We start from the raw sequence: 13,573 nt of genomic DNA, 5'->3' as shown, positions 1-13,573 counted from the left end.
AAATGAAGGACTCGAACAACAAAGGATTAAGGGCAATGAAAGCTACTTCCCCATTTAGCGCGACATTTATCGCTATTACCCTCGCCATCGGCCTTTCAGGATGTAGCGATAATCAGGAAGAGATGAGCCAAGAGGAAATTGAATACATCAGCCATGTGGACCAATCGCGCTTCTTCCAGCGGCAGGGTGAATTGCGTTCCAGTACACAAGAGGCCAGGAGCGCTATAGAGCTTCAGCCAGAGCGACCTGCCCCCTACTTCATTATATTGAATAACCTCCTTACAGCGGGTGATGCGGTTAATGCCGAACGCCAACTCGGGTATCTTCTGGAGAGCATTCCGGAAGAGTCGAAAACCGAGGCGGTAGAGAATCAGGCAGCGCTGTTGAGAGCCGAGGCGAACTTGATGCAGGGAGAACTGGACGACGCCCTCAATGCACTGAGCGGCCTTGGCTCACTGGATCGCGTTCAGGCTCAGAAAGCTCAAATAATCAAAGGCCGGATCTTGCTTGCATCAGGCCGGCCCGACGAAGCCCAAAAAGCGTTCGAAGAAGCCCAGAACATCTCCTCCTCCGTTGAAGCCATGGTGGGCCTATCTAAAACAGCAATGCAGCGGGGCCAGGTTGAGCAGGCACAGGAATACATCACTCAAGCCGAGGAAATTGATCAGAACGCCTCCGAACTCTGGCTTTGGAAAGCGCAACTTGCTGAGCAATCAGAAAACTGGGGCGATGCAGAGGAAGCCTATATTCGGGCGCTGGAAGAAATAGGTCGCTACGACATCATGACCTTTCGCAAGTACGAAACCATGTCGGCGCTGATCCGGGCCCTGCGTGAACAAGGGAAATCCTCTGAAGCCTTCGTCTATGAGGAAATTCTGGCCAAATCCGCTCCCGGAACAATCAAGAGCAACCTAAAGGCAGCGCAGTCGGCCTATGAAGAGGGCGATCTTGAAGAGGCCGCCCGCTTCCTAGAAGAAATTCGCGCGCAGGCGCCTGGAAACGAACAAGCTGCAACCATGCTTGGTCTCGTAAGGTTCAAGCAAGGACGCGTCAAGGAAGCAGAACAGTTGTTGGCGCCCGTAGCAGAGCTTGGAGACTCCGAGCTGGCAAGCAAACTTGTAGCCGCATCCCGTCTTCAACTTAGAGACCCTCAAGGCGCCCAGCAGGTTCTGGAAAACCTGGAATCCGCAGACACCGATCCTTCAGTGCTTGCAATGGTGGGGATTGCTTCGCTGTCAACTGGAGACCTTGAAACTGGAGAGGCGCTCCTCGAAAAGTCACTGAGCCTTGCGCCTGAAAACCAGAACCTTCGTCTCCGTTATGTCCGCTATCTTCTGGCGAGAAACCAGACTGACAAAGCCTTTGAACAACTAGGCATTCTCAGCGAACAAAACCCTGATTCCACACCGGTAAAATCTTTGCGTGTTCAGGCCCACCTGGTCTCGGGAGAACGGCAGAAAGCCATTGAGGTGGCCAACCAATGGCTTTCTGAAAACCCCGATGACATCACGGCCATAATGACTAGAGGCGAGATCGCGGCACAGGAAGGCAATTATGAAGAAGCCGCCCAATTATTCGAAAAAGCCTCAAGCCTCGACGACGATAATCCAGCGCCAAGAGTCGCTCTCGGCCGCCTGGCACTCTCCCAAGACAAGCCTGAAGCGGCAAAACAGCAGTTCCGGCAGGCTGCCAATTTAAGCCCCGATAATATGCAGGCGCTTCAAGGGTTGGCGGCGACTCATACTGCCGATGAGTTAAAGCCCGAAATGGAAAAGCTTGTTCAAGATCACCCTGAAGCAACCGCACCCAGATTGATACTTCTGGAAATTGCGTTGACCAGCGGCGACCACACTCGGGCGGATGAACTGGCAGCGATCCTTCTGGAACGTGATTCCGAAAATAATCCGGCTCCGGCAGAATCAGCCGTCGCCAACATCTACAACGGCGTTGGAGCCAAACTTCGTCGTGGAGGAAACCTTGAGCAAGCAGACACCGTGCTGGAACGTGGGCGCGTTCTTTTTCCGGAAAACGAAAGCATTGCACTCCAGTCTGCATCGGTAGCATTCAGCCAAAATCAGGAGGACGAAGCGCGCAGAATTCTGCAGGAAGTCAAACAGGCCCATGACCAATCTCCGGCTCCTTACATCGTTGAAGCCCAGTATTTTGATAATCTTAGCCAGCATCAACAAGCAGCCGAGATGTATGAGCTAGCAATACAGAAAGGCGCCGGCGCCGACATAAAGCTGGCTCTCTTACGGTCGACAAGACAGACGGGCCAGACCGACGAAGCCAGTAAAATGGCAGAGCAGTTTCTAGCCCAACACCCGAAACATCAGGGGCTGCTATTGACCACGGCAATGATGAACCAGGAAGGCGGAGACACAGCCGGCGCAATCGAAGCCTATGAAGCGTTGCTGGAACAGAACCCCCAAAACGCCGTTGCCCTGAACAATCTGGCTTGGCTTTACTTCGAGCAGAATGATGACAGAGCCACGGAGCTTGCCCGCAAAGCTTACGAACTGTTACCGGATAACGCCGCGATTGCCGATACCTATGGCTGGATTCTGTTCAAGTCGGGGGATATGAAAGCCAGCCTCCCAATATTGGAGAAGGCCCATCAACTGGCTCCCGAATCACAGGAAATCGGCCTGCACCTGGCAGAGGCCTATCGCGAGGCAGGGATGAACGATCAAGCAAAGGCCATACTGGAGAAATACAACACGGCTGAGGCAGGATAAGACCACCGCCGTGTTTAATACCACACAGGCCCCCGGGGCGAGGGCTTGTGTGGCTATTTAGACACGCTTGTAGAGAGGACATCGGCCAACCAACGATGCCCTTCCCGATTGAAATGGCCTTCATTTGGATGGAAAAGAGACTCGGGATTCTCCTCGGAGTTCAGCCAACGCCCCACGTCCACCACTTTTACACCCTCGCTATCTAGTTTTTCTGTCAAAACAGATGAAAGCGTTTTTTGATAAGTTCGGGGAATAGATCCTTCCCGGGTAATCCCCTGCCCGGGAAGCAATACAACTTGCAAATCAACGCCCTCATCCTCCAGCATGGATTTTCCCTCTCGGATTATAGCCATGAACAAATCAACTTGTTCCTGGGTGCTGGCCAGCAAGTGCTCTCTCAAAGCGCCCGAATCAATTCCTACCCACTGGTTAACAATCCTGCCAATCTCGAAGTCCTCTACCCACACCTGCCAGCGCTGATAAGGCTGATGCCCCGCGAGAATTTCCGACCGCACACTCATCTTTCTGAACGCGGAGGGCTTCGGTTCCAAAGGCACCGGAACATTCTCTAGCACAAGCCGCCCACTTGGCTCTAGCGTATAATATGGCTTGCCATGGGCCGCCTGAAGCGGAAACGGTTTTCCATTATCGAGAAGATCGTTGCCAAGATAGACCACCCAGATCAATTCCTTTGGCCGGTAATCCGTGAGTTTTTCCAGTAGCAGGAGTTGCTGATCATTGGAATAACCAGGAATCCCGGCGTTCAGATAGATTTGTTCCGATGATTGATTCAGTAACTCGGTGAAAACCTCATCGTCATCTACTCCGAGCCCGAAGGTGAAGCTGTCGCCCAGGAACATAATTGAGTTCGGGCGCGCGAAATCAAGATCATCACCTCGGAAACCGAGAGAGTTTACGCGGTAACTGACGTCAAAATCGTGATGAACATGCCGTCCCTGCCATCCAGGTGCCAGCTTCCATCCTAATCGCGAATCATAAAGGATGAATCCTTTATCCATCTGGCCGGCAGGGTCAATGGATGGCCGAACCAGGCCTAGCGCGATTTCTACAACAACCAGCGCCAACAGCACACCAAAGAAAGCCGAAACGAGGGCAAAAATCCTTTTACGACCACGCGAAGCGTCTGACATAACACCTTCCTAATTCGTAACGAAACAACCACTACATCCGTTTGTTACATCACTTGTGTAGTGTCCATTTTATTTACAGTTGGGGTTAAGAAACCTGACATGTCGATACTAACCCCCTGTTTATAAATAGGTAATTCGAATCGGCGCGGCCTTTGCTTGTTACCTAGATAGACCACACCACTAATGTCTGATAGCCGACATTATGTGCAATAGCAGTAGAAATAGACAGGAGAGTAAGATGTTGAAACATGGACTGGCCACAAAAATTGCCGCATTCGGTCTCATGGGAGCTTCAATGACGCTGTCAGCCAACCCCATCACAGTAAACGACTACGATGGAAACAGTGGCTACATCGGCGCCGATGCCACAGGCACAAACGGAACCTACTACGGCGACGTAGTTGGTAACGACTCCGATTTTGATATTTCATCCATGGTCGTTAACCAGAACGGCACTCAGTTTGACTTCACTATTAACACCGCCTTCGCGGGAAAGTCAGGGAATTTGTTCAATAATCTGACTGTAGGGGGAACCGGCATTGGTTACGGTGACCTCTTCCTGGCTAATAACTGGAACCCGAACGGCAACTCGCCCTATCTTCAGGACGACGCAGCTACCGGGACAGACTGGACCTGGGGCCTGATTCTCAACGACCGCTTTGATAACAACGGCGGCACGGTATCTCTCGCCAGACTTCCTGGCAGCAACCTGGATTCAGCCCTGCTGAGCGATGACCTGATGAGCGGGAATCCCGGACAATACTCTGAATGGCGTTATGGACAGGAAGTCATTGTCGACACAAGTACCAGCGCACGCGAAAACGGCGATGTTGAGCTAATATTCAGCGAGGGCGGTCTTGGAAGCTGGTCCCTGGGCCAGAACCAACTCAATATTAGTTTTGACCTCGGCCAGACAGACCTTCTCAATGGCGACACCCTGGCCTTCCACTGGGGCATGACCTGTGCGAACGATGTTATTGAAGGCGAAGTTGACCTCAAGAAAGTGCCGGAGCCTGGCACAATCGGCCTCGCGAGCCTGGCGCTGGTAGCCATGTTCATCATGCGTCGCCGCTCTAAATCAGCTTAAAGGCTGGCAGTCAAAGCAGTGAATCGTCGGAGAGGCCGTAAAGGCCTCTCCGACACAAGAAGAGGCCCCACGAGTAGTAGTTAGAAAAGAGTATAAATAAACGGTGCAAACGCCGATCCCTGCGAAAAAACAATCAACCCGCCCAGCAGAACCAGTGTTGCAAATAGCGGCACCATCCAGTACTTCTTGCGAGCCCGGATAAACAAAAAGAAATCCCGGAATAATTCCATCATCAGAACGGCACCTCCAGACTCGTTGATTCAGCGCTCTCACGGCGATAGGTCTGTGCCGATGAGTCAAACTTCTTGGGTATTGGATCCTTACCGATCAAACGCATGATGAACCCCATTGGCACAACCATCAGGAAGTACACTGCCCCTAACAGCAATACTGAGTTAAAGCGCCCCAGCGGAACCGCCACCCACATCAAGAACCGATAAACGGGTTTCAGCCCCGCAGGAAAGGCCACAGCCACCGCCAACACCCCTGCCCCCGCTACCCAAGGCCAGACCAACCGTTCAAGGCCAAAGAGCCATGGCAAGACCGCATAGAACAGAAGCGGCAACAGTACCGCCAAACCAATTCCAAACTTCCTGAGATCAGCTCTAGAGACATCCATCAGCATCAATCCAGTTCGAATTTTTCGACATGGTCACGGAACGAATCATTATCCGGTTGGTCCGTCTTGGCCAACACAAAGTTTCCCATCACCAGGTAATCCATATCCGTTGCCATAAAACAGCGATACGCATCTTCAGGCGTGGCAACAATCGGCTCGCCCCGAACATTGAAGGAGGTATTGATGAGTACCGGGCAGCCTGTCAGCTTATTAAACACCTCCAACAAACGCCGGTAGCGCGGTGACCCCCCTTCGCCGACGGTCTGCAGCCGGGCACTGAAATCGACATGGGTCACAGCGGGAATCTGAGAGCGATGAACGGCTAACTGATCCAAACCCCTTACTGGCTCTGCACCAGCCTCAAAACGCCTTTCTGAGGCCACTGGCGCAGTGGTCAGCATGTAGGGGCTGGTATGATCACAATCAAACCAGCCAGCCACCTCCTCCTGTAGCACCGACGGAGCGAACGGCCGGAAGGATTCCCGGAACTTGATCTTGAGGTTCATAACCTCCTGCATATCCTGCCGTCTGGGGTCCCCCAGGATAGACCGGTGCCCCAGGGCACGGGGACCAAACTCCATGCGCCCCTGGAACCACCCAATAACCTTGCCTTCAGATATCAGCGACGCCACCCTGTCAAAAAGCTCGGTTTCCTCAAGACGGACAGCAACACCAGAAAACGAATCGATGGCCGACTGGGTTTCCTGATCGCCATAGTCCGGCCCCAAATAGGCACCACTCATGCCGTCCGGCTCAATGATGTTACGCCGCTGCCCAAAATACAGGTACCAGGCCGCCCAGGCGGCCCCGGGCGCGCCGCCTGCATCACCAGCCGCAGGCTGAATCCACACATTCCGGAACCCACTTTCACGAATCACTTCACTGTTGGCCACACAATTAAGTGCCACACCACCAGCCAGACAAAGATTGTCCAGCCCCGTCTCCCGATGCAGACTTCGGGTAAGGGCCAACACGCACTCATTAGTCACCTGCTGAATGGAGGCCGCGATATCCATGTGCTTGTCTGTCAACTCATCCGACTCAGGATCCCTCGCCGGCAGTCCAAACAACGACTCAAAGGCCGAAGAAATCATCCGCAAACCAGTACAATACTCGAAATACTCCATATTCAGCCGAAACGAGCCATCCGGCTTGATATCAATCAGCTGTTCCTTGATCAGATCTGTGTAGGCCGGCTTTCCGTAGGGCGCCAGGCCCATTACCTTGTACTCTCCGGAATTGACCTTAAAGCCCAGATAGTAGGTAAACGCCGAGTACAAAAGCCCAAGGGAATGAGGGAAATCTATTTCCCACAGGGGCCGCAGCTCATTTTTATCACCAACCCATGCCGACGTTGTAGCCCACTCCCCTACGCCGTCCAAACACAGCACCGCCGCTTTCTCATAGGGAGAAGGAAAAAAAGCGGAAGCCGCATGGGACTGATGGTGAGCGGAGAACAGAAGGGGCGGCAGTTCGGTGATCCTCAACCCAGATAGCTCTGAAAGCTGATGGCGAAGCTCTTTCTTCAGATACAGCTTTTCCTTGAGCCAGACAGGCATAGCCTTCAAAAAGGAACCCAGACCTTTCGGCGCAAAACTCAGATAGGTTTCCAGTAAGCGCTCGAATTTCAGAAGAGGCTTGTCGTAAAAAACGACCGCTTCAACCTGATCCAGGGTAATGCCGGCATGCTCAAGGCAATAACGAACCGCATGGGCGGGGAAGCCAGGGTCGTGCTTCTTTCGCGTGAAACGCTCCTCCTGAGCTGCAGCAATCAACTTTCCGTTGCAGATCAACGCAGCAGCGGCATCATGGTAGTAGGCGGAAATGCCGACGATATAGCGCAGTGAACTTGAAGAGCCATCCATAGATTTACGAACCCTGTTCCTTCATTGTGCAGATAGGCAGACTGTAAAAAATACCGACTTCTACCAAATAGAACACAATTCCTGCCAACAAAAAACGGGATGCGGCGAAAACCGCATCCCGTTTTTCAGATTATCCGCCTCTTACAATCAAGGCAAATAAACACAGGCTCCGAAAAATCAGCTCTTTACGCGCTTGCGCATGCCAAGGCCCAGCAAGCCCAGGCCCAGCAGAGCCAAGGTTCCCGGCTCCGGAACAGTGTAGGAACCTTCTACAATGTCGTTGGCACAGGTCATGGTCCAGCGGAGGCCGATTTCTTGGTTGGTTGCATTGGCAAGACCCAGGTCGCTCAATGCAATCTGAAAACTCAGGTTAGTTTTGCCCGGATCGGTAATTACCACTCCAGCAGCACCTTCCTTCGTTCCTCCACTCAAGTAACCTACTTCCTGGTTTGGGCGATACTCAAAGCCAGTAGGAGCAAGAGCGTCAGACATCAGCAATGTTGCATCGGACAACCCAACAAGATCACCCACACTTGCAGCCGCACCGCCAGCGTAATCGGCGTAATCAGCAGAATCACCACCCGAGGTCCGATCGCTACTCGCTAAAACGGCGTAGTCCCAACCGTTCTTCGCGGAATCGTAAACGTCGTCACTATAGTTTGGCGCTGTTCCGTCCGGAGTCCAGCCGTCAACATCGATAAACAGGTCGCCATACTGGTAGCTGTTACCCACCTCGTTGAAGTAGGTCGTTACTGACACATACAGGTAGTCTTCATCCTGTTTTACATCCATGCCGAAAACTTCGAACGGGCCTCCCCCAATTATATCAGGGTTGGACGACCCGGCAGGATATCCCGCACCCCAGAATGCTTCACTACCGGTATCCTCAATTGTATATGCAGCAGCCCCACTCGCCATTCCAATGGTCAGCAAGGAAGTTGCAATCGCTTTGCTCAAGAGTTTCATAGCGCTTAGTCCTTTGTTTGCTCAATAAAGCTTTTCGTACAGCTCCACGAAGTATTTTAAAAGCAAACAGCGGACCACAACTGAATAAAAGTTCTATAACAGCCACTTACCGTACGCCAAAGACCTAACAAGCAACAGCACATCGTAAAGAATGTCGACACTTCGAAAGATTCCGATGCACCGAACTTGCGCTCCAATCACCCTTAAATGATTAGGACATAAAACCCGTACCAACATGACCAAACGTTTCAATAAATCGTTGGCGAAGTTCCGAAACCACATCAATACTCATCAATCAGATACCTACAAGAGAGCGAGGTACCACATGAATAACTACACGATCATTATAGCCCTGGCATGCACTCTTGCTCTCTCAGGTTGCCAAAGTTGGCAAACCCGAGACATACAGGATCTCCCTCCTACAGCATCATTGCCTGAAACACGGACTCAAGGTGAGGTGCAGATTCGCTACTGGTACGACCTCTCTGGTGCATACCTGACAACACTCACAGAACACCCGTCATACCCTGATTCACCTGACGAGATTGACACGCTGACTTCTCTTGAATTGCCAGAGAGCAAAGGATTTAACTATGGAGCGATGGTTCAAGGGCTTATCTCCCCTCCTGAAACGGGCCTTTATCAATTCTTCGTTTCTGGAGACGACCAAACAGAGTTCTGGCTAGGCACATCTGACCAACCCGAAAGCGCTCAAGCCATAGCAGTGGTTCCTGGATGGACGGATAGCCGTAACTACAGCAAATACGATTCCCAGAAATCTGGACTGATTGAGCTCGACGAGGGTCAGTTTTACTATTTCCAGGTGCGCTACAAAGAGGGTATAGGAGAAAGCCACTTTTCTGTTGCGTGGCAAGGCCCTGGCCTTCAGCAGCAAGTCATCTCCGGCTCAGCGCTCTACAGCTTGTCCAGCGAACGATACCCAGATGACGAAACTTCGGCAAATTCGTTCGCGCGAGGCTATGCAGTTGGTTATTTCGATGCCCAACAAAACCTCAATTACAATCCAATGTACCCGCCTCTGGATAAAGACAACGACGGTTTGTACGACAACTGGGAAACTTTCTACGGACTCAGCAACAGCGCCCCAGGCGACGCAACTTCTGATTCCGACGACGACCTCATGACAGCAACCGATGAATTCTTCGCAGGCACCGCCCCCAACAGCACAGACTCAGATGGCGATGGTATTCCAGATGGTGTGGAGTTTGCCTTCAGCCTGAATCCTACCGACCCTTCTGACGCAGTTGACGATTTTGACGGGGATGGGGCAACGAACCTTGAAGAGTACCAAGCAGGGACGAACATGAATGATGCCGAAGATGTCCCATCAGCAGATCCTGTTTATGTTGCGGGCTTTACTGGCCAGTATTTTTCCGGACGCAATTTCGATCAGCAAACATTAGTTCGCAACGATCAATCAATTAACTATTGGTGGGGCACCCGCCGACCCACCGAGGAAATGCCAGTTGATGATTTTAGCATCCGATGGACCGGATTCTTTCAACCCCCTCATAGTTCTGGCAGCCAAGCTTACGAATTCCACCTAGCAACAGATGATGGCGCAAGACTGTACTTGGGAAACGAGTTGGCTATTGATAGATGGGTGCTCAAAGGAGCGACCACAGATGTGGCCAAAACCACGTTATCCGCAGAGGAAACTCTGCCAATTACCGTAGAGTATTTCGAGGCTACACAAGTAGCGAGTGCTAAATTGCTGATTATAGAATCCGAATCCGGCTCCTTGCTCCAACAATCAGAGGTAATCACCTCCATCGACCCCGCCGTAAGTGCCGATCTGGACACAGACGGAGATTCACTACCGGATACATGGGAGTTGACCTACGGTACCTCCCCCATGCTGCCTGATGCCGATCAAGTTCTGAACGACAGAGACATCACAACATTGGAGGCGTACACCTCTAACCTGAACCCTCGCACACTGGAACCGCTGTCCGGAGCAGCCCCAACGACACCGACATCTACTGACTCTGATTCCACAACACAAAGCCAGTCAATTCAACTGTCGTGGACTGCACCAGGCACCCGCACCGATGGTTCATCGATCGCTCTTAGCGAAATTGACCATTACGAAATCGCCTACGGCCAAGACCCTGGTGATCTAAACACTACTGTTCGGGTAGAAGGTGGAGAGGACTTCTATCGCTTTAACGGTCTTGCATCTGGCATATGGTATTTCAGCATTCGAGTGCATGACACCAACGGACTGGTAAGCCAGTATTCTGAGCCAGTAGACGTAGTAGTGGAGTAAGTCGCCAACAAAGACCGAATGCAGCTCAAAGCATTCAGTCCCGCTACCCTTTGCTCTAGGCAATCACAGCCCCCTAGGGTATATTTCGAGGATGCCACACCTTGTAGACCCAAGGTAGCGGGCACGGATGCTAGTGGGTTTGGATATAGGGAGCTGTATGCCTCCAAGTAGTGTTAACAACATCAAAATCCTGATCGGCTCTCTGCCTCTCCTGATTATCGCCCTGTATTCAGAATGGAAGAACTACTTCGACCTGTGGATGGACTCCTATATTTACAGGCATGGTTTTCTCGTCTTTGCAGGAACCCTGTTTCTATTATACCAGCGTCGTCAACGGTTAAATGGGCTCCGCACCACTCTATCCTCGGCAGGCCTTATCGCTTTGATTGCTCTCAGTTTTATGCTTTTGGTCGCTCACGCGGGCAACATAAAGCTGGCTCGCATGCTGCTCCTGCCTTTCCTTATCATTGCTTGGGGGACCAGCATCTGGGGTAAGTCGTTTTTCACAACCGCAGGGCCTCCGATAGTTCTCATTCTATTCGCCGCTCCCTTCTGGGATGACCTCTCGCCCATACTCCAGTGGATCACAGTAGCCGTAGACGAGCGGCTGCTCGCAACCTTGTCGATTCCTGCAACGATTGAAGAGTTCTACATTACGATTCCGAGCGGTGTATTCCATGTTGCACATGGCTGCAGCGGTATTCGATATCTAATGGTCGGCCTTTACCTGGGTGCATTCTATTCCGTGCTCACTGAAAGCCGGCCAAAACAAACCATGCTACTTATACTGGTTGCGGGCTTCCTGGCGCTACTCACGAATTGGATTCGGGTTGCCTGGATCATCGCAGCTGGCCATTACACCAATATGGAATCATCCCTGGTCGATGACCATGAAATGTTTGGTTGGATTGTGTTTGTCGTCGTGACCCTGATCCCTTTCTTTGTTTTTACCCACTACCTTGATAAACGTCATACTCCCAAACGCTCCGGCACCAGTCACGGCTCCGCCGATAGCCAAAAACAGACGAAGCGAAGTCTTCCCGCATTTATTATCGCTTCACTGCCCCTATTGGCCATACCACTGATCTTAACGAGCCAGAATTACCTCTCTGCGTCTCGGGCGGATAACTGGAAACCGGATCTTCCACAAGTCCAGTCAGATACATGGAAAGGCCCTTTGCAATACGCCGAATTCTGGAAGCCTAACTTCGTAGCGCCAGACATCCATCATTCCGGGGTATATGTTTCAAATGAATTGTCGAAAATTCAGACGGATTTTTTTGGGTATAAGAATCAGGCACAAGGCAAGGAGCTCATCTATTACCAGAATCGGGTTTTCGATAAAGATCTATGGGCAGTTACAGCGAAAACGGTGATAGATCTGCCTGAAGAAAACCCATGGGGAGTGGAACACGCGAATCAGCTATCGCTTGAGTCTATTAACCACCGAGAGTTGGCAACAGTCTGGTATTGGTATGAAGTAGGTGGCGAGTTCACCACATCACCAACCAAAGTACAGCTACTCGCCGGTCTTGGAAAGTTCACCGGTGATACCAGGTCCGGGATCTGGATTTTATCCACTAAATGCGGCACAGAAAATTCGCCAGAATGCGGGTCAATTTCAAAACAAGCACTTAAGTCATTATTAAAGGCACTACGCTTGAATTAATCGGCATGAATCCCAGCCATCTCTTCACTAAAGCAGGACAAGATGGTTGCAACATCTTGCTCAGTCACTCCCTCGTGACATGGCAACGTAAGGAGCCTGGAGGAAAACTCCCTGGCGGCCGGGAAGCCTCTTTTTCCAGATAGCGTGAGGTATTTACTGACTCCCTCAATCTCCGGTAACGGCTTTCCATAAAACACACTGCCGGCGATACCCACCTCATTAAGTCGGGCCACCAAACGATCACGAATACGTCGATCAGGAGCAAGCAACGCGTAACGCAGTGACGGATTAGCCAGATCTTCCTTATCCGAGTGCAACGCTCGGATACGAATCCAATCATACCGATCCAGAAAACTTAGTTTCGCATCATACACCCCCTGCAATGAGCCACCCTGTCGATATTGGTCAATACCAGCAGCTATAAGCTTGCTCGGAACATCAAGACGAGAAATATCATCCAGCAAATGCAATCGGGTCTCGCCCAGATGCAGGAACGGAAGTTTTTCCATCAGGGCATAAGGCAATCGTGATAACAAAAAATTAAATACTAACCGCCTCAAATACCAGGCATGGTTGATTTTAAGAGGTAGCACAGGATAGTCGTGCAGGGCGGACGAAAACCACGACTCATGATCCTTCCTAATCAATAGTGCTCCACCGCCCATAAGGTTAATGGGCTTGCCGCGTCCAAAACTAAGAACCACCAAATCTGCCTCTTCGCTTGCCTTTTCAATGCTTCTTGGAGGGAAGCACTGAGCAGAGTCTTCAATAAGAAGCAGGCCTTTCTTTCGTGCAAGGTCCGCCAAAGGCCCCAGCCGTTCTGCAAGACCCAGAAAGCCCACCGCAATAATGGCCACAGCATTATCCGTTATAGCAGCCTCGGCACCCTCAATATCCATGAACGGTGCCCTGTGATCAGCAAGATCTACCAGTACCGGTATTGCGCCCTGAGCAACAACAGCAGCCACTAAGTCAGGGCATCCGTAGGCCGGAACCAAAACTTCAGGTGAATCAACACCAGGATGGTCGGCAATAGCCAACCTCACTGCCAACGAAAGCGCCTCGGTGCCTGACCGCATGAATTCATGAACATACTGGCCTTCCCAGGGCAAAACAGCGTCCACCTGCGCTGGCAACGGTACCTTGCTGCCTACCGGCCTCAGTTTACCAAAACGCACAAGTCAGCCC

The 13,573-nt window shown here is 51.6% G+C and carries 10 protein-coding genes; 4 read left to right on the top strand and 6 right to left on the bottom strand.

From position 1 onward, the window contains the following. The first annotated feature begins 2 nt into the window (after positions 1-2). Positions 3-2,738: a tetratricopeptide repeat protein gene (locus AC13DD_RS16100; protein WP_482931474.1), complete on the top strand. Its 2,736-nt coding sequence runs from the start codon at positions 3-5 to the stop codon at positions 2,736-2,738. A gap of 53 nt (positions 2,739-2,791) precedes the next feature. Here the strand turns inward: AC13DD_RS16100 and AC13DD_RS16095 are convergent, their stop codons facing one another. Further along, positions 2,792-3,889, bottom strand: coding sequence for a GDSL-type esterase/lipase family protein (locus AC13DD_RS16095; RefSeq protein WP_482931473.1), 1,098 nt, complete (start codon positions 3,887-3,889; stop codon positions 2,792-2,794). A gap of 238 nt (positions 3,890-4,127) precedes the next feature. On the opposite strand from AC13DD_RS16095, the gene AC13DD_RS16090 reads away from it, so the two are divergent. Further along, on the top strand, positions 4,128-4,976 hold the full coding sequence (locus AC13DD_RS16090; RefSeq protein WP_482931472.1) for a PEP-CTERM sorting domain-containing protein: 849 nt from the start codon (positions 4,128-4,130) through the stop codon (positions 4,974-4,976). An 80-nt stretch (positions 4,977-5,056) separates the two neighbouring features. Here AC13DD_RS16090 and AC13DD_RS16085 read toward each other — a convergent pair whose 3' ends face one another. The 4 genes from AC13DD_RS16085 to AC13DD_RS16070 form a co-directional block, all read right to left on the bottom strand. Next, positions 5,057-5,209 carry a DUF5989 family protein gene (locus AC13DD_RS16085; RefSeq protein ID WP_482931471.1) on the bottom strand — a complete coding sequence of 51 codons (153 nt, stop codon included), beginning with the start codon at positions 5,207-5,209 and terminating at the stop codon, positions 5,057-5,059. After that, complete coding sequence (locus AC13DD_RS16080) at positions 5,209-5,601, bottom strand: SxtJ family membrane protein (protein ID WP_482931470.1); 393 nt, start codon at positions 5,599-5,601, stop codon at positions 5,209-5,211. The genes AC13DD_RS16085 and AC13DD_RS16080 overlap by 1 nt, the downstream gene beginning before the upstream one ends. Continuing rightward, positions 5,601-7,460, bottom strand: coding sequence for a carbamoyltransferase family protein (locus tag AC13DD_RS16075; RefSeq protein ID WP_482931469.1), 1,860 nt, complete (start codon positions 7,458-7,460; stop codon positions 5,601-5,603). The genes AC13DD_RS16080 and AC13DD_RS16075 overlap by 1 nt, the downstream gene beginning before the upstream one ends. A 177-nt stretch (positions 7,461-7,637) precedes the next feature. After that, on the bottom strand, positions 7,638-8,426 hold the full coding sequence (locus AC13DD_RS16070; protein ID WP_482931468.1) for a PEP-CTERM sorting domain-containing protein: 789 nt from the start codon (positions 8,424-8,426) through the stop codon (positions 7,638-7,640). 235 nt (positions 8,427-8,661) lie between these two features. On the opposite strand from AC13DD_RS16070, the gene AC13DD_RS16065 reads away from it, so the two are divergent. Continuing rightward, on the top strand, positions 8,662-10,716 hold the full coding sequence (locus AC13DD_RS16065) for a PA14 domain-containing protein (RefSeq protein ID WP_482931467.1): 2,055 nt from the start codon (positions 8,662-8,664) through the stop codon (positions 10,714-10,716). Positions 10,717-10,873: 157 nt separating this feature from the next. After that, entirely contained in the window at positions 10,874-12,385 is a 1,512-nt protein-coding gene (gene xrtA, locus AC13DD_RS16060) for an exosortase A (RefSeq protein ID WP_482931466.1), read from the top strand. Here xrtA and AC13DD_RS16055 read toward each other — a convergent pair. After that, positions 12,382-13,563: a DegT/DnrJ/EryC1/StrS family aminotransferase gene (locus tag AC13DD_RS16055; protein WP_482931465.1), complete on the bottom strand. Its 1,182-nt coding sequence runs from the start codon at positions 13,561-13,563 to the stop codon at positions 12,382-12,384. The two genes, xrtA and AC13DD_RS16055, sit on opposite strands and share 4 nt — an antisense overlap. Positions 13,564-13,573 lie beyond the last annotated feature (10 nt).

This window comes from Marinobacter sp. L-13 (genome assembly GCF_056857715.1).
This window is presented reverse-complemented; position numbering and strand designations above follow the sequence as displayed.